Source organism: Bordetella genomosp. 7 (assembly GCF_002261415.1).
GTDB lineage: Bacteria > Pseudomonadota > Gammaproteobacteria > Burkholderiales > Burkholderiaceae_B > Bordetella_A.
In genome coordinates this window covers 1-17,632 of sequence record NZ_NEVI01000012.1, presented here as the reverse complement: position 1 = coordinate 17,632, position 17,632 = coordinate 1, and the positions used below count along the sequence as shown (strand labels likewise).

At 67.1% G+C, this 17,632-nt stretch carries 22 protein-coding genes; 20 read left to right on the top strand and 2 right to left on the bottom strand.

Annotated features, from left to right (window positions below; all coding sequences use genetic code 11):
- Positions 1-6: 6 nt before the first annotated feature.
- Complete coding sequence (locus tag CAL18_RS05925; RefSeq protein WP_026639633.1) at positions 7-741, bottom strand: IclR family transcriptional regulator; 735 nt, start codon at positions 739-741, stop codon at positions 7-9.
- Positions 742-864: 123 nt separating this feature from the next.
- On the opposite strand from CAL18_RS05925, the gene CAL18_RS05920 reads away from it, so the two are divergent.
- The 7 genes from CAL18_RS05920 (at position 865) to CAL18_RS05890 (ending at position 5,564) form a co-directional block, all read left to right on the top strand.
- Positions 865-1,239, top strand: a complete 375-nt coding sequence (locus CAL18_RS05920; RefSeq protein ID WP_026639634.1) for a flagellar protein FlaG — start codon at positions 865-867, stop codon at positions 1,237-1,239.
- Positions 1,240-1,328: 89 nt separating this feature from the next.
- Positions 1,329-2,708 (top strand): flagellar filament capping protein FliD, encoded by a 1,380-nt coding sequence (gene fliD, locus CAL18_RS05915; RefSeq protein ID WP_026639635.1) that lies wholly within the window; start codon positions 1,329-1,331, stop codon positions 2,706-2,708.
- An 18-nt stretch (positions 2,709-2,726) separates the two neighbouring features.
- Complete coding sequence (gene fliS, locus CAL18_RS05910) at positions 2,727-3,152, top strand: flagellar export chaperone FliS (RefSeq protein ID WP_026639636.1); 426 nt, start codon at positions 2,727-2,729, stop codon at positions 3,150-3,152.
- Between the two features lie 49 nt (positions 3,153-3,201).
- Positions 3,202-3,549: a flagellar protein FliT gene (locus CAL18_RS05905; protein WP_026639637.1), complete on the top strand. Its 348-nt coding sequence runs from the start codon at positions 3,202-3,204 to the stop codon at positions 3,547-3,549.
- Between the two features lie 40 nt (positions 3,550-3,589).
- Positions 3,590-4,825, top strand: coding sequence for a flagellar hook-length control protein FliK (locus CAL18_RS05900; protein WP_026639638.1), 1,236 nt, complete (start codon positions 3,590-3,592; stop codon positions 4,823-4,825).
- On the top strand, positions 4,822-5,166 hold the full coding sequence (locus CAL18_RS05895; RefSeq protein WP_094796444.1) for an EscU/YscU/HrcU family type III secretion system export apparatus switch protein: 345 nt from the start codon (positions 4,822-4,824) through the stop codon (positions 5,164-5,166). Before CAL18_RS05900 ends, CAL18_RS05895 begins: the two co-directional genes overlap by 4 nt.
- Entirely contained in the window at positions 5,163-5,564 is a 402-nt protein-coding gene (locus CAL18_RS05890) for a hypothetical protein (RefSeq protein ID WP_094817507.1), read from the top strand. Before CAL18_RS05895 ends, CAL18_RS05890 begins: the two co-directional genes overlap by 4 nt.
- A gap of 14 nt (positions 5,565-5,578) precedes the next feature.
- Here the strand turns inward: CAL18_RS05890 and fliE are convergent, their stop codons facing one another.
- Complete coding sequence (gene fliE / locus CAL18_RS05885) at positions 5,579-5,911, bottom strand: flagellar hook-basal body complex protein FliE (protein WP_026639641.1); 333 nt, start codon at positions 5,909-5,911, stop codon at positions 5,579-5,581.
- A gap of 325 nt (positions 5,912-6,236) precedes the next feature.
- Between fliE and fliF the strand changes: the two genes are divergently transcribed.
- The 13 genes from fliF (at position 6,237) to fliR (ending at position 17,375) form a co-directional block, all read left to right on the top strand.
- The gene (gene fliF / locus CAL18_RS05880; RefSeq protein ID WP_094796442.1) at positions 6,237-7,892 is read left to right on the top strand and encodes a flagellar basal-body MS-ring/collar protein FliF; all 1,656 of its coding nucleotides are present in this window, start codon (positions 6,237-6,239) and stop codon (positions 7,890-7,892) included.
- A complete protein-coding gene (gene fliG, locus CAL18_RS05875) occupies positions 7,882-8,892 on the top strand; it encodes a flagellar motor switch protein FliG (RefSeq protein ID WP_026639643.1) in 1,011 nt (336 codons plus the stop codon). The genes fliF and fliG overlap by 11 nt, the downstream gene beginning before the upstream one ends.
- Entirely contained in the window at positions 8,885-9,634 is a 750-nt protein-coding gene (gene fliH / locus CAL18_RS05870; RefSeq protein ID WP_094796441.1) for a flagellar assembly protein FliH, read from the top strand. The genes fliG and fliH overlap by 8 nt, the downstream gene beginning before the upstream one ends.
- On the top strand, positions 9,631-11,085 hold the full coding sequence (fliI, locus tag CAL18_RS05865; protein ID WP_170940294.1) for a flagellar protein export ATPase FliI: 1,455 nt from the start codon (positions 9,631-9,633) through the stop codon (positions 11,083-11,085). The genes fliH and fliI overlap by 4 nt, the downstream gene beginning before the upstream one ends.
- The gene (gene fliJ, locus CAL18_RS05860; RefSeq protein WP_094796439.1) at positions 11,078-11,524 is read left to right on the top strand and encodes a flagellar export protein FliJ; all 447 of its coding nucleotides are present in this window, start codon (positions 11,078-11,080) and stop codon (positions 11,522-11,524) included. Before fliI ends, fliJ begins: the two co-directional genes overlap by 8 nt.
- A 24-nt stretch (positions 11,525-11,548) precedes the next feature.
- Positions 11,549-12,847: a flagellar hook-length control protein FliK gene (locus tag CAL18_RS05855; protein WP_094796438.1), complete on the top strand. Its 1,299-nt coding sequence runs from the start codon at positions 11,549-11,551 to the stop codon at positions 12,845-12,847.
- Between the two features lie 169 nt (positions 12,848-13,016).
- Positions 13,017-13,601, top strand: a complete 585-nt coding sequence (locus tag CAL18_RS05850; protein ID WP_094796437.1) for a flagellar basal body-associated FliL family protein — start codon at positions 13,017-13,019, stop codon at positions 13,599-13,601.
- 2 nt (positions 13,602-13,603) lie between these two features.
- Positions 13,604-14,611, top strand: coding sequence for a flagellar motor switch protein FliM (gene fliM, locus CAL18_RS05845; protein WP_026639649.1), 1,008 nt, complete (start codon positions 13,604-13,606; stop codon positions 14,609-14,611).
- Positions 14,604-15,149, top strand: coding sequence for a flagellar motor switch protein FliN (gene fliN, locus CAL18_RS05840; RefSeq protein ID WP_026639650.1), 546 nt, complete (start codon positions 14,604-14,606; stop codon positions 15,147-15,149). Before fliM ends, fliN begins: the two co-directional genes overlap by 8 nt.
- Before the next feature lie 5 nt (positions 15,150-15,154).
- The gene (gene fliO, locus CAL18_RS05835; protein ID WP_026639651.1) at positions 15,155-15,478 is read left to right on the top strand and encodes a flagellar biosynthetic protein FliO; all 324 of its coding nucleotides are present in this window, start codon (positions 15,155-15,157) and stop codon (positions 15,476-15,478) included.
- Between the two features lie 16 nt (positions 15,479-15,494).
- Positions 15,495-16,274: a flagellar type III secretion system pore protein FliP gene (fliP, locus tag CAL18_RS05830; RefSeq protein WP_094796436.1), complete on the top strand. Its 780-nt coding sequence runs from the start codon at positions 15,495-15,497 to the stop codon at positions 16,272-16,274.
- Between the two features lie 12 nt (positions 16,275-16,286).
- Positions 16,287-16,556: a flagellar biosynthesis protein FliQ gene (gene fliQ, locus CAL18_RS05825; RefSeq protein WP_026639653.1), complete on the top strand. Its 270-nt coding sequence runs from the start codon at positions 16,287-16,289 to the stop codon at positions 16,554-16,556.
- A gap of 27 nt (positions 16,557-16,583) precedes the next feature.
- A complete protein-coding gene (gene fliR / locus CAL18_RS05820; RefSeq protein ID WP_026639654.1) occupies positions 16,584-17,375 on the top strand; it encodes a flagellar biosynthetic protein FliR in 792 nt (263 codons plus the stop codon).
- Positions 17,376-17,632: the final 257 nt, after the last annotated feature.

The window sequence follows — 17,632 nt, the reverse complement described above, 5'->3', positions numbered from 1 at the left end:
CGCGGGTCAACCGCGTTGCTCCAGCGCGGTGCATGCCGCGCGCAGAATGCGCGCATACTCTTGCTGTTGCGGCTCGATGCGATAGATGGGGCCGCCCACCGATATGGCGTAGATTTCGCCGGACAGCGTCACGGGCCATGAAATGGCGCATACGTCGGGGATGGACTCGCCCAGGTTCATGAACCAGCCGCGCTGGCGCGACAACTCGAGATCGGCCTCCAGGGCCTGTACGGTCGTCAGCGTGCGTTCGTTGTGGCGCGTCAGGGGGCTGCGCCCCAGCAGGGCATGACGCGCATCCGGCTCCAGCATGGACATCAGCGCCTTGCCGAGGGAATTGGCGTGCAATTCCCGGAACTCGCCCGCCACGGGCGCATAACGGATGGTGTGCGGGGAATCGAGCACATCCAGGTATACGACCCTGGCTTCGCTCAGCTTGCCGAACACAATGGTTTCCTGGGTGGCGTCGCGCAGTTCCAACAGGCTGGGATAAACGCGGTCGAGCACCGGATCGGCGCGCGCGATGCGCTGCGCCATGGCCAGCAGGCGGCCGGTGGGGTAATAGCCCTGGCGCCGGCCGGTTTCGTAAAGGTAGCCCAGCTGGGACAGGGTGCGGATCAGCGCCAGGCAACTGGATACCGGCACGCCCAGCAACCGCGCCAGCTCGGACAGCGGCAGGGGCCGCCGTTCGCGGGCGTAGGTCTCGATGATTTCGATGACGCGCAGGGCCGTCTTGACGCTCATGGGTGAATCAAACCGAAAAAAGGGGCCGCGGCCTAAAGTTCCCCGTGGGGGTGCCGTAATGGTAGCTGAGAATTTCCCATATAACCCCGCGCGGCGCATACGCGCCGGTCCAATGGAGTGAACATGGCTGTCAGCCCGCTCGCCCCCGCGCTTGTTGCGCTGCCCACCGTGACTGTCCCGCCGGCTCCGGCAGAGCCGGCCATTGCTGTCACGCCGGCAGCCGCGTCCGCCGACAGCGGCGGCGCGCAGGATGCGGCGGCACATCCTGGCCGGCCTGCACTGCCCCTGGAGCGTGTGCTGGACGAACTGAATGACCAGCTGCGCGCCTGGAAAACCCAGCTGCAGTTCGAGATCGACCCCCACGTGCACCAGGTGGTGGTCACCATCGTCGATTCGGAAACCGGCGAAGCCATCCGGACCATCCCTTCGGAAACGCTGCTGCGGGTCGCCCGGATGATCGTGCAGATGCAGGGCAACGCCGTGCAGACCACGGCGTGAAACGCCAAATTAGGCAGGCGTTCGGCCTTTGCCCGGCCAATCGCATGACGCGCCGCTTTGAAACAATCAGCTAGCTCGCAAGGAACGATATGGCCTCTATTACCTCATTGGGCGTCGGTTCGGGTCTGACCAACCTGGAAGACCTGCTCAAAAATCTCCGCACATCCGAAGAACTGCGCCTGAACCGCATCACGTCGCAACAGAACAGCTATAAATCGCGCATTTCGGCGTTCAGCAAGATCCAGGGAGGCGTCGAGGCCGTACAGAAGGCGGCTGCGGCATTGGCCGATCCGGCGACGCTGGGCGCAGTCAAGCATACCGTCAGCGGCGATGGCCTGACCGTGAAAACGGCGGCCGGCGCCGTAGCGGGCGACTATAAGATCGCCATCAGCCAGCTGGCTGTCGCCCAGACGTTGAAATCGGGCGCCGTGGAAAGCCGCACCACGCAGCTGGGTTCCGGAGGCGCCATCGAGATCGCTCTGCAGAATGGCGAAAGCGCCAAGGTAGAGCTGGGCACCGACACGTCCCTGAACGGGATTGCCAAAGCCATCAACGGCAGCGACGACGTGGGCGTGCGCGCCACCATCATTACCGACGGCAACGGCGAAAGCTACCTCATGCTTACCAGCAAGGCCACCGGCGAAAAGGCGGCCGTGCAGAGCATCACCTCGGACAACACCGCCGTACAGGGGGTGGTGGGTTATCAGGCTGGCGCGGCCTCGCCCATGAGCGAGCAGCAGGAAGCGAAAAACGCGCTTATCACGATCAATGGCATTGCGGTCGAAAGCCAGTCGAACACCATCGCCGACGCCATCGACGGCGTCACGCTGGAACTCGCGGATACCACCGAGCCTGGCGAGTTCGTCACCGTGTCGGTCACGAGCGACCCTGCGGCCCTGTCCAAGGCCGTCAAGGGGTTCGTCGATGCCTACAACGGCCTGCAAGCCACGATCGGCAGCCTGACGGCATTTGATGTCGAAGAACAGACGCAAAGCGCGCTCACCGGCGACAGCACCACGCGCGCGATTCAGTCGTCGCTGGCCGCGGCGCTGCGCGTGGCGACCAGCGAAGGCGCGCTGCGCACGTTGACCCAGCTGGGCGTGACCACCAATCCGACCTCGGGCAACCTGCAGCTGGACCAGGCCAAGCTGGACGAAGCCCTGGCGGCCAACCCCGGGGATGTGGCGCGCGTGCTGAGCGGCACGGGCGGCCTGGCTGAGAAATTCAAGGCCGCCACGGACGGCATCCTGGGCGCAAACGGATCGATCAAGACACGCAGCGAAGGCCTGCAGAAAACCGTGGACACCCTGCAGAGCCAGTACGACAGCACCAAGGAATCGATCGAGGCGACGATGAGCATCTATCGAGCCCAGTTCACGCGCCTGGACGCCCTGGTCACCCAGATGAACAGCATGAGCACGTACCTGACCCAACAGTTTGCCGCGCTCAGCGGCAACAGCAACAAGTAACCTTTCGGGTCCGCAACCATGACCTACGCCGCACGCCGCCCTGCCGGATATTCGGCCCGCTCGTACACCGATATCGGCCTGGAAACCCAGGTCATGAGCGCCAGCCCCGAACGTCTGATCACCCTGTTGTTCAATGGCGCACGGGCAGCCATCGCGCAGGCCCGCCTGCATCTGGAATCGGGCCGCATCGCCGAGCGCGGCGCGGCCATTTCCAAGGCCATCCGCATCGTGGACGAAGGCCTGAAGATGGGCCTGGACATGGAGGCCGGCGGCGACATGGCGGCCAACCTGGCCGATCTGTACGACTATATCGTCCGCGCTCTGCTACAGGCCAACTTGAAGGGCGACGCGGCTCAGCTGGAAACAGCCGACCGCCTGCTGTCAGACCTGGCGCAAGCCTGGCAAGCCGCCACCGACACCTCTGCCGGCCCCGTGCCGGCCTGACCCGCAGGGCCGCTTCCCACGGCCGTATCGCCACCTGCGCGAGACCTCTATGACGTCCCCCCAGCACCCATCGATCCTGGACATTTACCGGGAGATCGCCGATCTCACAGACGCAATGCTCTCGTCGGCCCAGTCGGGCGACTGGAGCGCTGTGCTGGCGCAGGGCCAACGCTATTGCGAATGTGTCGAACGACTGCGCGGCCTCGAACCCAAGCCCCCGCTGGACGACGCTGGCCGGGAGACCAAATATGAACTGCTGGTGCGCATCCTGGAAAACGACGCGGCGACACGCGACCTGGCGATTCCCCAGATGGCGCGCCTGAGCGATCTGCTGGGTCGCCTGAAGCGCCAGCGATCGCTGCTGTCGGCTTACGGCACGCGCGCCCCGGCCGCATGAGCGCGCTGGCGGTCGCATACCGGCATGACCGGGGGCCTGTATGAGTATCGGCCCATCTGCATTGGGCACAGTGCTGGTGCAACGGCTGGACGCCGTGCTGGGCACCACCATGGCCGCGCATGCCAACCTGGTTTCCGGCGCGCGGCCCGATGCCGTCGCCCAGCCCGGCGAGGCCGTGCGGCCCGGGCAGGCAGAGCATGCCGGCCGCTCGCCCCGCCAGCCGCTGGACCCCGCCGCGCGCGGACAGCGGGATGCCACCGTCGCAAATTCGAAAGACGCGGAAGCATCCGGGCAGCCGGCGCGCAGCCAGGTCACGCGTACCGATGCGACTGCCTCCGCGCCCACCACGCTGGGCCAGACGGCCCGCACCATCCTGGCGCTGCTGGCCCAGTACCCCGACCGGCCGCCGCCGGCGCGGGGCCAGGCCCCGCTATGGCCCGGACCCACGTCGCCCGCGGAGGGCGCCGCCCCCCCACGTTTGGCCGACGGCCACGCTCCGCTGCCCGGCGACGCACCGGCTCGTGGCGCCGCCGGACTGGCGGCAGCCCGGCCGGACGCTGCGGGCAATGCTCCCATGCCAGGCGCGCGGCCCGGCCATCCCGTTGCGGGCGTTGCGGCGCCGGCCATGACCGGCCTGCGCCTGCCTGCCGCGGCAACGCTGGCGGCCGCCCTGCGCCATGCCTTGCAGAACAGCGGCCTGTTCTATGAGTCGCACCTGAGCGATCTGGCCTACGGCCAGCGCACCGCCGACCAGCTGCGTGCGCAGCCGCAGGCATTGCTGCCCCGCGCGGCCCTGCCGCCCCATGAATCCGCCGGGCGGCCGCCCTTGCCTGCGCAAGGCGCCACACCGGGCGATGCGCCGGCAAGCACGCAGGCGCCTTCCCCTGGGCCGACGGGTATTCATCCGGAAGCCGCGCCGCTGGTGCGCCAGCAACTCGATATCCTCGCCAATCAGACGTTGGTCTGGCAGGGCCAGGCATGGCCGGGCACGCCCCTGGAATGGGAGGTCCGCCGCGACCGCCATGGCGAGGCCGACGAGGCCGGCACGCACTGGGCCACCCGTCTGACCCTAGACCTGCCCCGACTCGGACAAGTGCAGGCCCGGCTGACCCTGGCCAATGACCAGCTGGTCCTGCAATTGCTGGCGCCCCGCAGTGCGCGCGAGATCAACGCGGCCGCGCAGGCGCTGCGTGCAAACTTGCAGCGCGCCGGGCTGACGCTGACCCACCTGTCGGTGGATGCGGTGGCCGCGCACACGCCGCAGGCCACGCCATGAGCGCAGGCACGAACGACCATCCCGGCGCCGCGCGCAGTTCGGCGGTCGCGCTAAGCTACGGCGAACAAGACGCCGCGCCGCGCGTGGTCGCAAAAGGGTACGGACGGGTCGCGGACGCCATCGTGCGCACTGCACGCGACCATGGGCTGTATGTCCATGAATCGCGCGAGTTGGTCAGCTTGCTGATGCAGGTGGACCTGGATGCGCACATCCCCCCGCAGCTATACGCCGCAGTGGCAGAACTGCTCGCCTGGCTGTATCGTCTGGAGACCGGGGCCGCCGCCGACGACGACCCCGCTGCACCTGCCCCTCCCGGCCCAGATTCCGCCGCCCATCCATGACACCGGCCGCAGCCCCCGCCCTGCTTCGCCGCACCGACGAGATACGCTCGATATTGCGAACGCTGTCGCATCGGCAAAGCCGTGTATATGTGTGCAACGCGCTGGCCGAGCCAGACAGCGACGCGTGCGAGTCGCGCATCCTGGGGCCCGACTGGCGCCTGCCTCACTTTTTCTGGCGCCCGGAGGACATCCGGCACTGTCCGGCCCATCTGCGCGACTTACTGCCGGCGGGCGAAATATTGCTGGACTTCTCGGCAGTGACGCCGCAGGGCGACGAGGTGCGTTTCCGCGTCGCCCGCTCTATGACGGTGCATTTTCCGGATAGCAGCGCCGCCCTGCTGAGCGGCTTTCCGGACGTCGTGCAATATCTGCCCGCCGAACGACCGGTCGAGGCCTGACGACCCAACCCCCGCTACACCGCCATGGACGATATTTCTTTATAGGCGGCAACCAGGCGGTTACGCACCTGCACTGCCGTCTGGAACGCGATGGAGCTCTTTTGCAGGTCGATCATCACGTCGTTCAGCGATATGTCGGGCGCCCCGAGTTCGTATGCCTTGGCCTGATTGCTGGCCGAGGTCTGCGTCGCCGAAATCCGCTGCAGCGAACGTTGCAGCTCGGCGGCGAAGCTGGCGGGCTGGGGCGACAAGTCTGCGGCGGTGACGCCGTTGCTCTGGGCAGCCTGCACTACGGCGCGCATCTGCTGCAACATGCTTTCGATACCTGACAAACCCGATACGGCCATGGCCTCTCGCTTCCTTGCTGGTCAATAACAAAACAGATTGCAAGGGTACGCCTGCGCGGCTGGCGCCATAGCGTGCAATAGCCGGCAAAACACCCGGCACTTCAGCATATGCAGCAGGGGTTGCGCCCGGGTGGGCGCGCCCCGGAAATATGCAGGGCATAGCGGCACAAGTAACGCCAAAAAACGCTTGTTTTCGTCGATTGGAAGGGGATGGCTCGCCGCCATAATTCACGCTCCCCCGATACCAAGCACGTTGCATGCGTAACTTGCCACACCTGCCCATGTTGTCCGACTTCACGCTCTGCGAAGCCTGCCGGAGCCCCCGATGAACCAGCAGGCTACTCTAGGCGCCTCGCTGCTTACCAAGTTTCCCGCACTGGACAAAGTGCGCGCCCTGCCCAAGCCCCTGCTGCTGGGCGCGGCGGCCGCGCTGGTGGCCGTTATTGCCGTGCTTGCGCTATGGAGCCGGGAACCGGACTACAAGGTGCTGTTCTCGAACCTGGACGACCGTGACGGCGGCGCCATTGTCAGCGCATTGGGGCAAATGAACGTCCCGTACCGCTTCAGCGCGGATGGCAGCGCGTTGATGGTGCCCGCCGAACGCGTATATGCCACGCGCATGCAACTGGCCGGCCAAGGCCTGCCGCGCGGCGGCTCCGTGGGCTTCGAACTGCTGGACAACACGCGCTTCGGCGCGAGCCAGTTTGCGGAACAAGTGAATTACCAGCGGGGCCTGGAAGGCGAGCTGGCACGTTCCATCGAGGCCATGCATACTGTCCAGAATGCACGGGTGCATCTGGCCCTGCCCCGGCAGTCGCTGTTTGTGCGCGACCGGCAGGCCCCCACCGCTTCGGTGCTGCTGCACCTGCATCCGGGCCGCAGCCTGAGCGACGCGCAAGTCGCCGCGGTGGCATGGCTGGTGGCTTCCAGCGTGCCCGACCTGACCGCCGAGAACATTTCCATCGTCGACCAGAATGGCCGCCTGCTGTCCGCTCCGCTGGGTGAAGGCCGCGGCATGGACGCCGACCAGTCGCGGCTGCGGCGCGACATCGAGCAGCGCACCGTCGAGCGCATTCTCACCATCCTGAATCCGCTGGTCGGTCCGGGCAACGTGCAGGCCCAGGCCAGCGCCGAAATGGATTTCGCACGGCGCGAACAGACGTCCGAAGTCTATCGGCCCAATCAGGAACCCGGGCAGGCTGCGGTGCGCAGCAAGCAGACCAGCGATTCGCTGCAAACCGGCGACGACGTGGCGCGCGGTGTGCCGGGCGCCTTGAGCAACCAGCCGCCGGCCGCTGCCCAGGCTCCCATCGTCAACCCGCCACCGCCGCCGGCACAGCCCGGCCAGGCCGCACCCAATGCCGCTCAGGCCGTCGCCACGCCGGCGGCCACGGCGCTGCCCACCAGCAACCGCAGCGACGCCACCATCAACTATGAAGTCGACCGCACCATCAGCCATGTGAAGCAGCCCGTCGGGCAGCTCAAGCGGCTGTCGGTCGCCGTCGTGGTGAACTACCTGCCCGATGACCAGGGCGAACCGAAGCCGTTGCCGCCCGAAGAGCTCAGCAAGCTTACCAACCTGGTACGCGAGGCCATGGGCTATTCCGAGGCCCGCGGCGATTCCCTGAATCTGGTCAACAGCCAGTTCAACGACCAGCCTGTCCAGCCGCCCTTCTACCGCGACGCCGAACTGATCGATCTGGTCAAGACGGTACTGGCATGGGTGCTGGGCCTGGCACTGGCTATCTGGCTGTACCGCAGGTTTGCGCCGATGGTCAGCAACTATCTGAACCCCCCGGTTGACCCCGAGGAAGCAGAAGCCCGGCGCCTGGAGGCCCAGCGCGAAGCCCAGGCGGCCGCCCGCGCCAAGGAAGTGGATCGCTACGAAGACAACCTGCAGCGCGCCCGCGATATGGCCACCAAGGACCCGCGCGCGGTTGCCATGGTGATGCGTGCATGGATGACCAAAGATGAGAAATGATGGAAAACCGCTGGACGGCATCACGCGCAGCGCAGTGCTGATGATGTCGCTGGGCGAAGACGCCGCTGCGGAAGTCTTCAAGTACCTGACGGCACGCGAAGTCCAGCAGGTCGGCGCGTCAATGGCCAACCTGAAGCAGGTGACCCGCGGGGACGTGGCCGTGGTGCTCGAAGAGTTCCGCCAGGAGGCCGACCAGTTCATGGCCGTCACACTGGGTTCGGACGAATACATCCGGACCGTGCTGACCAAGGCGCTGGGCAGCGATCGCGCGGCGGGGCTGATCGAAGACATCCTGGAAGCCGGCGAAGGCGCCAGCGGCATCGACGCACTGAACTGGCTGGATCCTCATACGGTGGCCGAGCTGATCGGCGACGAACATCCGCAGATCATCGCCACCATCCTGGTACACCTGGAACGCGACCGCGCCGCCGGTGTGCTGGCGCTGCTTACCGACCGCCTGCGCAACGACGTCATGCTGCGCATCGCAACGTTCGGCGGCGTGCAGCCTGCCGCCCTGTCGGAGCTGACCGATGTGCTCAACGCCGTCCTGGCCGGCCAGGGCGCCAAGCGCAGCAAGATGGGCGGCGTGCGCACGGCGGCCGAGATCCTGAACATGATGAATTCGGCCGATGAAGAAGCCGTGGTGGAAAGCCTGCGCGAGCGCGACAGCGACCTGGCGCAGAAGATCGTCGACGAAATGTTTGTTTTCGACAACCTGATCGATGTCGAAGACCGTGCGCTGCAACTCATCCTCAAGGAAGTGGACAACGACAGCCTGATGGTGGCGCTCAAGGGCGCATCGGAAGAGCTGCGCAACAAGTTCCTGCGCAATATGTCGAGCCGCGCCGCCGACATCCTGCGCGAAGACCTGGAGGCGCAAGGTCCGATCCGCATGTCGAAAGTCGAGGGCGAGCAGAAGAAAATCCTGCAGATTGCCCGCCGCCTGGCCGAGAGCGGCCAGATCGTGCTGGGCAGCCAGGGAGACGACGCGTATGTCTGAGGCCCGGCGGCCGGGAAACGACGTGCTGCCGCGCGCTGCCTGGCGGCGGTGGCAGATGTCGTCGTTCGACCTGCCGGTCGAGGATATTGTCGAGGTCGCCACCAGCGAACCCGAGCCCGATCCCGGCCCCGACCGTGAAGCCATGCTGCGTGAAGCGCTGGCGCAGGCCCGCGAAGAAGGCCTGAGCGCAGGCATGGCGCAAGGCCGGGAACAGGGCTTGCGCGAAGGGCGCGAGACGGGCCACGCCGAAGGCCTGGAGGCCGGCCGTCGGGCCGGCTACGACGAGGGCCTGGCCCAGGGACGCGAGCAGGCCCGCCAGGAAGCGCTGCAGCTGCATAGCCTGGCCGATGCCTGCGCGAAGTCTGTGGCGGCGCTGGAAGCGCAAATGGGGCAGGCGTTGCTGACGCTGGCGCTGGATATTGCCGGCCAGGTGCTGCGCACCACGCTGGCCGAGCAGCCCGAAGCCATGCTGGCGGGCGTGCGCGAAGTGCTGCACATCAATCCGGCGTCCACGGGCGCCATGCGCCTGTGGGTGCATCCCGCCGACCTGGAACTGGTGCGCCTGCACCTGGCCGACGAACTGCGCGAGGGTGGCTGGCGCGTGGTGGCCGACGAGTCCATTACGCGCGGGGGGTGCCGCGCCGAAACGCCGTATGGCGATATCGACGCCACCCTGCAGACCCGCTGGCGCCGCATCGCTGCGTCGCTTGGCCGCAGCGTGACATGGGACGCGGCGCCATGAGCGCCGTCGCCGCGAGCGTGCCGGCGATCGAGCGCTGGGATGCCCAGCTGCGCATCGGGTCGATACGCGCCGCCGCGACGGAACCCTGGCTCGCCAGCGGCCGCATCACCCGGGCCACGGGCCTGGTGCTGCATGCCACGGGCCTGCGACTGCCGGTGGGCGCGGCGTGCCGCATCGAACTGGCGCGCGGCCACGATCTGTGGGCCGACGCCGAGGTGGTCGGATTTGACGGCCACACGCTTTTTCTGATGCCTCAGGCAGACATTTCCGGCTTGCCGCCCGGGGCCCGGGTGGTGCCGGGCGAACCGCCGGTGCAGCGCGCCATCCCCCTGCCCCGCACCGCCGAGCTCAATGGCAATGCCAAACCGCAGGTTGGGCGGCACCTGCCGGTGGGCAACGCGCTGCTCGGGCGCGTGCTGGACGGGGCGGGTCGGCCACTGGACGGGCTTGGTCCGCTTGCGGGAGCGGAACTGGCGCCTCTTTCCGCGCAGCCCATCAACCCGTTGTCGCGCGCGCCTATCGACACGGTGCTGGACGTAGGCGTGCGCGCCATCAACGGACTGCTGACGGTGGGCCGAGGCCAGCGCATGGGCCTGTTCGCCGGGTCGGGGGTGGGCAAGAGCGTGCTGCTGGGCATGATGGCCCGCTATACGCGAGCCGATGTCATCGTCGTCGGCCTGATCGGCGAGCGCGGCCGCGAAGTCAAGGAATTCATCGAACATAACCTCGGCGCCGACGGGCTGGCGCGGTCCGTCGTGGTGGCTGCCCCCGCCGACGTATCGCCTTTGCTGCGCCTGCAGGGCGCGGCCTATGCCACACGCCTGGCGGAGCACTTCCGCGACCAGGGGCAGGACGTCCTGTTGATCATGGACTCGCTGACCCGGTATGCGATGGCACAGCGGGAAATCGCGCTGGCCATTGGCGAACCGCCGGCCACCAAGGGATACCCGCCGTCGGTGTTCGCGCGGCTGCCCGCGCTGGTAGAGCGCGCCGGCATGGGCGCGGCGGGCCCGGGGGGCAAGGCGGGCTCCATTACCGCTTTCTATACGGTGCTGGCCGAGGGCGACGACCAGCAGGACCCCATTGCGGATTCTGCGCGAGCGATCCTGGATGGGCACGTGGTGCTGTCGCGTCACCTGGCCGAAGCCGGCCACTACCCCGCCATCGATATCGAGGCCTCGATATCGCGCGCCATGACCTCGCTGATTCCCGATGCACAGTACGCCGCCGTACGGCGCTTCAAGCAGACCCTGTCGCGCTACCAGCGCAATCGCGACCTGATCGCGGTGGGCGCCTACACCGCGGGCAATGACCCGCAGCTCGACGACGCCATCGCACGGTACCCGCGCCTGGAAGCCTTCCTGCAGCAGAACATCGGCGACAGCGTCTCGTACGAAGACGCCATCGACCAGTTGCGCGCCACATTCGAGACCAAGGAAGTGTATGTCTAGTCAACTGCCGCTGGATACGTTGATCGAACTGGCCAAGGAAAACGCCGACGATGCCGCCCGCGCGCTGGGCCGCCTCAGCACCGAACGCAATCGGGCCGAACAGCAACTGGCCATGTTGCAGGACTACCGCCAGGACTACCTGCAACGCCTGCAGGCCGCAATGCAGTCGGGCATGTCGGCAGCCGATTGCCACAACTATCAACGCTTTATCGGCACGCTGGACGATGCCATCAGCCAGCAGGGGGCCGTGCTGCGCCAGGCCGACGCGCAATTGGCGCAGGGCAAGCTGCATTGGCAGCAGCAACAGCGGAGACTGAACTCATTCGACGCGCTAGCCCAGCGCGAGCGGCGCGCGCATGCTTTGCGCGAGACGCGGCGCGAACAGCGCGCCAGCGACGAATTCGCCGCACGCCGGGCCTACCGCCACTTTCCGCTTTAACCGAACGTCGATCAGGATGCATCAATGACCGCGACCTCGCCCTCTCCTTTGCCCGTTACCGGCGCCGCCCCGGCCGCGCCATCGCGCCCCGGCACGCCGGCCGCAGCGAAGACTGCAGAGAGCTTCGCCCAGCAGCTGGCGCGGCGGCGCCATGCGGCCGACGAAGACGCTCGCGCCGCGGCATCGGCCGGGCCTTCCGCGCCTGCCAGGACGGATAGCGGCCTGCCGGCGGCCGACTCCGCGCCCGCCGCCTCGCCGCATGACTCTATCGTCGACGCAGCTGTCGCGCCGCCCGCCGAGCTTGGCGCTCTGGCCGCCGCGGCGGCCCCGGCTGCTTTGCCTGTGCAGTTGCCCGGCCAGGCGCTCGACATCGCCGCGCAGGCCGCGCAACTGCAGCAGCTGGCCGCGGCGCCGCTGCCAGCCGCCGCGCAAGGCGGCGATACGGCCCTGGCAACCGTCATGGCGCTGCCAGACACCGCCGCGCCCGAGACGGCCGCAACCAGGCCCGAGCAACTGGCGGCCGCGGCTGCATCACCCGCCCCGGCACCGAAGGCCGGGCATGCAGCCGGCGCCCCACCCGTGATGCCGGCGACGCCGCCTGCTATCGACGCCCGCAGCGTCACCGCCCCGCGCGATGCGCAGCACGGCTTCGTGCCCACGCCTTTGCCGCCGGGCCCCGACGAAGCCGCTGCCGATGCCGAATTGGCCCATGCAGCGCGTGCGCCTGTGCTGGAACCCGCCTGGCAGGATACCGGCCCGGCAAATACCGACGCTTACCAATTAATGGCGAGCCACGTCGGCGCCGGCCAGGCCGCTGCCCGCCCGGATCCTGGCCAGGCCTGGAACCAGGCGACCCACTCCGGGCCGCTCTCGCTGGGCGTGTTCACGCCGGTGGCGGCCACGCCTGCCTGGGGAGCCGACCTGGGGCGTCAGCTCGTGACCTTGAGTCACGACGCGGGGCAAGGCCGCCACACCGCCGAGCTTCGGCTGGACCCGCCCGATCTGGGCCCGCTGCGCGTCACGCTCAGCGTTAGCGACGGCGTAGCCAGCGCCAGCTTTGTTTCCGCCCACGCGGCCGTGCGCCACGCGGTGGAATCTGCACTGCCTCAGCTGCAGCAGGCGCTTGCCCAGGCCGGGCTGTCGCTCGGCCAGGCCAGTGTGGGCGAACACGGCAGCCAGCCTGGTTTCGACATGCAGCAACAGTCGCAGCAGCGCGGACAAGGCCGAGACGCCATGGCTGCGTCTGGCGACGGCCCTGCAACGACGCAGACGGCGCCCGTCACCTCTCACCGCGCGGATGGACTGGTGGACACCTTCGCCTAGCGTGTGCGCGGGCCCGCGCGCACGGCGCGGGCGCTGCCGGCCCCGTCATGACCCGATGACAGTCCGGCGCGCAATAGGCTGAGTTACGCGGGTTTCATCCTGTTTTTCCCGGGCAATCGCCGTTGGACTTTGCGGCAGAATCCCTTCAATTCCTAGCATCGATACCCTGATGGCCACTTCCAAGAATCCTTCCATGCCGGCGCGCTCCAGCCTGCCGCTGCGCACCACTGGCGGCAGCTCCATCATGCGAGGCCTGTTCTGGCTGCTGGCGCTGGCCATCGTGGCCTCGGCCAGCGTTGCCGTGACCTGGTTCATCATGCAGCGCCAGCATGCCGACACACTGGCGCAGGTACGGCTTGGCGTCGGCCAGCCCGACGCCGGATCGGCGCCGACGCCGACCGTGTTCGTCGCCCCGCCGGCCAAGCCCGCTCAGGTGCCGGCGCCCATCTTCATCCCGCTGGAAGCGTTTACGGTGACGCTGCTCAATGGCGACACCGAACGCCTGCTGCATGTGGGCATCACGCTGCGCGCCAATGACGAGCAGACGCGCATGCGCATCGAGAAGTACATGCCGGAAGTGCGCAGCCGCATCCTGATGGTGCTGTCGTCGCAGTCACCGGCCGCCGTCCAGACCCTGCAGGGCAAGGCCGATATGGCGCGCGCCATCGTCAACGCGGTAAACCAGCCGTTCCTGCCCCTGCCCGACGGCCAGCACGTCAGCGACGCCCTGTTCACCGCTTTTGTGGTTCAGTAAGCATGGCCTACGAGGCGTTTCTTTCGCAGGACGAAGTCGATGCCCTGCTGGCGGGCGTAACCGGCGAGGCAGACAGTAAAGAACGCGAGGCCGCCGACCCGCATGGCGCTCGCGCCTATGACCTGAGTTCGCCCGATCGTGTCGTGCGCCGGCGGATGCAGACGCTGGAGCTGATCAACGAACGCTTTGCGCGGCACTTGCGCAGCCTGCTGCTGAACTTCATGCGGCGCAACGCCGACATCACGGTCGGGTCGATCAAGATACTGAAGTACGCCGATTTCGAACGCAACCTGCCGGTACCCAGCAACCTGAACATGGTGCAGATGAAGCCGCTGCGCGGCACGGCCCTGTTCACCTACGACCCGACGCTGGTTTTCCTGGTGATCGACAGTCTGTTCGGCGGGGACGGCCGCTATCACACGCGGGTGGAAGGGCGTGATTTCACGACGACCGAACAGCGCATCATCCGCAGGCTGCTCAACCTCACGCTCGAGAGCTACGGCAAATCGTGGGAAGCGGTGTACCCCGTCGAGTTCGAGTATGTGCGCTCGGAGATGCATACCAAGTTCGCCAGCATCACCGGCAACAATGAAGTCGTGGTGGTGTCTTCATTCCACATAGAATTCGGCGCGACGGGCGGCGAGCTGAACATCTGCCTGCCCTATTCCATGATCGAGCCGGTGCGCGACCTGCTGACGCGGCCGCTGCAGGAAACCACGCTGGAAGAAGTCGACCAGCGCTGGACTCAGCAGCTGTCGCGCCAGGTGCGCAGCGCCGATGTGGATCTTGCGGCCGAATTCGCGACGATTCCTTCGTCCATAGGCGAACTGATGCGCCTGCAGGTGGGCGACATACTGCCCATCGAAGTGCCCGAGACCGTGATCGCCAGCGTCGACGGCGTGCCGCTGATGGAATGCGCCTACGGCGTCTTCAACGGGCAATACGCGCTGCGCGTGCAAAACCTGTTTTCCTACGATACCGATACAAACGAGGCTCCCGATCATGACTGACACGAACACGCCCGGCCAGACCGGCGCCGGTTCGTCCGCCAACCCGGCCGACGACTGGGCCGATGCGCTCGCCGAGCAATCCGCGGCGGCGCAGCCTCCCACCCAGGCCGACGGCCTGAAACCGCAGGACGACTGGGCCGGCGCCCTTGCAGAGCAGGCCGCCGCGCCGGCGACGATGCCCGCGGGGTCGCCGGCCGCGGGGTCGCCCGCCGCACTACCCGCAGGTGGGTCGGTGTTCAAGCCGTTGGCCAACGACATGGGCGGCAAGGGCAGCGACATCGACCTGATCATGGACGTGCCCGTCCAACTGACTGTGGAACTGGGACGCACTCGCCTGACAATCAAGAACCTGCTGCAACTGGGCCAGGGCTCGGTCGTCGAACTCGACGGGCTGGCCGGCGAACCCATGGACATCTTCGTCAACGGCTACTTGATCGCACAGGGCGAGGTTGTCGTCGTCGAAGACAAATATGGCATACGCCTGACGGACATCATCACGCCGTCCGAGCGCATCAACCGCCTGAACAACCGCCGCTGAGCGCCATGACCGAATCGGGCGTGCTGCGCGTGGTGCTGGGATTGCTGCTGGTCCTGGCCGCCATTCTGCTATCGGCCTGGCTGGCGCGCCGCGCTGGCCTTGCAGGCCGCACCCAGGGCGGACCGCTGCGCCAGGTGGCCAGCCTGACGCTCGGGCCGCGCCAGAGCGTCGCGCTGTTGCAGGTCGAGGATACCTGGCTGGTAGTGGGCGTAACCCCCAACCAGATCTCCACATTGCACACCTTGCCAGCCGGCGCACTGCCGCCGGCGGCCAACGAACTCGGCGCTTTCGCCGGCAAACTGGCCCAGGCATTGAAACGCCGCGCATGACGCCGGCCCCCCGCTCATGATGCAGCAATTCTCACTCCGCCGCCGCGGCCTGCCGCCGGCACTCGCAGCCCTGGCGCTGGCCGGCCTGGCGCTGTTTCCGGCCAGCGGTTTAGCGCAGGCCACCCTGCCCGCCCTGACCGCCACGCCGGGCCCCGGGGGCGCGCAAACGTATTCACTCAGCATGCAGACGCTGCTGCTGATGACCTCGCTGTCTTTCCTGCCGGCGGCCTTGCTGATGATGACGGGCTTCACGCGCATCATCATCGTGCTGGGCTTGCTGCGCAGCGCCATGGGCACCGCCATGTCGCCGCCGAACCACGTGCTGATCGGCCTGGCCCTGTTCCTGACGTTCTACACGATGTCCCCGGTGTTCGACCGCATCTATACCGAGGCCTATCAGCCGTTGTCCGAGGGAACGATCCCGTTCGAGACGGCCGTCGATCGCGCCGCCGCGCCGCTGCATACTTTCATGCTGCACCAGACCCGCGAGAATGACCTGACGCTGTTCGCCAATCTGGCCAACTTGCCCGCGCTGGAGGATCCCTCGCAGGTGCCGCTGAAGATCCTGGTGCCGGCCTTCATCACCAGCGAGCTCAAGACCGCTTTCCAGATCGGCTTTACGATCTTCATTCCGTTTCTGATCATCGACCTGGTGGTGGCCAGCGTGCTGATGGCGTTGGGCATGATGATGGTGCCGCCCGTCACGGTCGCGCTGCCCTTCAAGTTGATGCTCTTCGTGCTGGCCGATGGCTGGAACCTGCTGCTCGGATCGCTGGCCGGCAGTTTCTATCAATGACCGGAGCAAGCCGTGACTCCTGAAACCGTCATGTCCATGACCTACCAGGCGCTCAAGGTGGCGCTGGCCATGGCCGGCCCGCTGCTGCTCGTGACGATGGTGGTCGGCCTGGTGATCGCCATATTCCAGGCCGCGACGCAGATCAACGAAATGACACTGTCGTTCATTCCCAAGCTGGTGGCCATGTGCGGCGTACTGGTGCTGCTGGGCCCGTGGCTGCTCGGCCTGATGACGGACTACATCCGCCAGCTGATCGGCCAGATTCCGTTGCTGGTGTCGTAGCGCCGCCACGCCGTCCGCGCTGTAGAGATGATTGCCTTCACCCAGCAACAGCTAGATGGCTGGCTGCTGCAATTCCTGTGGCCTTTCGTGCGCATCCTGGCATTGGTGGGCACGGCTCCCCTTTTTTCCGAATCCAGCGTGCCCGTGCGGGTCAAGGTGGGACTGGCATTCGTGCTGACCGTCGCCATCGTGCCCGGCCTGCCCGCGCCGCCGCCCATTCCGCCGGGGTCGTTTGCCGGGTTGTGGCTGCTGGCGCAGCAGGTGCTGATCGGGCTGGCCATGGGCTTTACCATGCGCGTGGTGTTCGCTGCGGTGCAGACCGCGGGCGAGTTCGTAGGGCTGCAGATGGGGCTGTCCTTCGCCTCGTTCTTCGATCCGGGCACGGGCGCCAATACTGCCGTGCTGTCGCGCCTGTTCAATATCGTGACGATGCTGGTGTTCCTGGCGCTCGATGGACACCTGCTGGTATTGGCGGGGCTGGTTCATTCGTTCGATACCCTGCCCCTGGCCGACCTGTCGCTGCACCGGGAAGGCTGGGCGGTCGTGGCGCAATGGGGCCAGACCATCTTCGTATCGGGACTGTTGCTGGCCCTGCCGCTGATATGCGCGCTGCTCACCATCAACCTGGCGATGGGCATACTGAATCGCGCGTCTCCCCAGTTGTCGGTTTTTGCCGTGGGGTTCCCGGTCAGTCTCATCACCGGCCTGTTGCTGCTGACCGCCGTCCTGCCCCAGTCTGCGGGATTCCTGGAAGGCCTGATACGGGACGGCCTGCATACGATGGGTGAAGTGGTGGCCAGGCTGGCCGGTTTGGGCTGACCGGCGCTGCCCATGACGGGCATTGTGCCGGCGGTGCCTGACTTCACGGAAGCCAGGCACCCGTGGCGCGCACCCGCATCGCGCGGGGCACGCCCGGCTTAGCCCTGCGCCACCATGGGCGCTGCGTAGCCGCTCAACTGCTGCGCGGGCACTTCGATGACTTCGCCGGTATTGATCTTGAACACCGCCACGGCTTCGGCCAGGCGCTGCGCCTGCTCCTGCAGCGAACCCGCCGCCGCGGCCGCTTCCTCGACCAG

Coding starts and splice junctions, on each gene's coding strand:
- CAL18_RS05925 (WP_026639633.1), bottom strand. CDS start 741: ATGAGCGTCAAGACGGCCCTGCGCGTCATCGAAATCATCGAGACCTAC.
- fliM (WP_026639649.1), top strand. CDS start 13,604: ATGGCCTACGAGGCGTTTCTTTCGCAGGACGAAGTCGATGCCCTGCTG.
- fliR (WP_026639654.1), top strand. CDS start 16,584: ATGATTGCCTTCACCCAGCAACAGCTAGATGGCTGGCTGCTGCAATTC.
- fliJ (WP_094796439.1), top strand. CDS start 11,078: ATGTCTAGTCAACTGCCGCTGGATACGTTGATCGAACTGGCCAAGGAA.
- fliG (WP_026639643.1), top strand. CDS start 7,882: ATGAGAAATGATGGAAAACCGCTGGACGGCATCACGCGCAGCGCAGTG.
- CAL18_RS05920 (WP_026639634.1), top strand. CDS start 865: ATGGCTGTCAGCCCGCTCGCCCCCGCGCTTGTTGCGCTGCCCACCGTG.
- fliI (WP_170940294.1), top strand. CDS start 9,631: ATGAGCGCCGTCGCCGCGAGCGTGCCGGCGATCGAGCGCTGGGATGCC.
- fliH (WP_094796441.1), top strand. CDS start 8,885: ATGTCTGAGGCCCGGCGGCCGGGAAACGACGTGCTGCCGCGCGCTGCC.
- CAL18_RS05895 (WP_094796444.1), top strand. CDS start 4,822: ATGAGCGCAGGCACGAACGACCATCCCGGCGCCGCGCGCAGTTCGGCG.
- CAL18_RS05890 (WP_094817507.1), top strand. CDS start 5,163: ATGACACCGGCCGCAGCCCCCGCCCTGCTTCGCCGCACCGACGAGATA.
- fliE (WP_026639641.1), bottom strand. CDS start 5,911: ATGGCCGTATCGGGTTTGTCAGGTATCGAAAGCATGTTGCAGCAGATG.
- fliO (WP_026639651.1), top strand. CDS start 15,155: ATGACCGAATCGGGCGTGCTGCGCGTGGTGCTGGGATTGCTGCTGGTC.
- CAL18_RS05905 (WP_026639637.1), top strand. CDS start 3,202: ATGACGTCCCCCCAGCACCCATCGATCCTGGACATTTACCGGGAGATC.
- CAL18_RS05900 (WP_026639638.1), top strand. CDS start 3,590: ATGAGTATCGGCCCATCTGCATTGGGCACAGTGCTGGTGCAACGGCTG.
- fliP (WP_094796436.1), top strand. CDS start 15,495: ATGATGCAGCAATTCTCACTCCGCCGCCGCGGCCTGCCGCCGGCACTC.
- fliD (WP_026639635.1), top strand. CDS start 1,329: ATGGCCTCTATTACCTCATTGGGCGTCGGTTCGGGTCTGACCAACCTG.
- CAL18_RS05850 (WP_094796437.1), top strand. CDS start 13,017: ATGGCCACTTCCAAGAATCCTTCCATGCCGGCGCGCTCCAGCCTGCCG.
- fliN (WP_026639650.1), top strand. CDS start 14,604: ATGACTGACACGAACACGCCCGGCCAGACCGGCGCCGGTTCGTCCGCC.
- CAL18_RS05855 (WP_094796438.1), top strand. CDS start 11,549: ATGACCGCGACCTCGCCCTCTCCTTTGCCCGTTACCGGCGCCGCCCCG.
- fliF (WP_094796442.1), top strand. CDS start 6,237: ATGAACCAGCAGGCTACTCTAGGCGCCTCGCTGCTTACCAAGTTTCCC.
- fliS (WP_026639636.1), top strand. CDS start 2,727: ATGACCTACGCCGCACGCCGCCCTGCCGGATATTCGGCCCGCTCGTAC.